1 pseudogene is annotated in these 253 nt (G+C 28.1%); it reads right to left on the minus strand.

Annotated elements, in window-relative coordinates:
• Positions 1 to 116: pseudogene (locus tag SB717_RS37815) on the minus strand (polyhydroxyalkanoic acid synthase subunit PhaR); the annotation flags it as partial.
• Positions 117 to 253: the final 137 nt, after the last annotated feature.

The raw sequence follows: 253 nt of genomic DNA on the forward strand, positions 1-253 counted from the left end.
GCTTTTCCCCAAAATGTTTCGGTTTGTTCATAAGCATTTTTCCATGCTTGTAGTGGATCGAATTTTTGATCAATCACTTTACCTACACTCCCTTTTTCTTTTTTGAAACAATTCAACCTATTCACTATTTTCTAATATTCTGAATAAAACTTCAAGTCTATATTTTATTTTTTTCTATTTTCTAACAAATGTGTTGACTTTAAAAACAGATAGGTGTAAATTGCACTTATAAGTAAAAAATTCCATCTAACTG

The sequence above is a fragment of the Priestia sp. SIMBA_032 genome (assembly GCF_046535215.1).
Classification (GTDB): domain Bacteria; phylum Bacillota; class Bacilli; order Bacillales; family Bacillaceae_H; genus Priestia; species Priestia aryabhattai.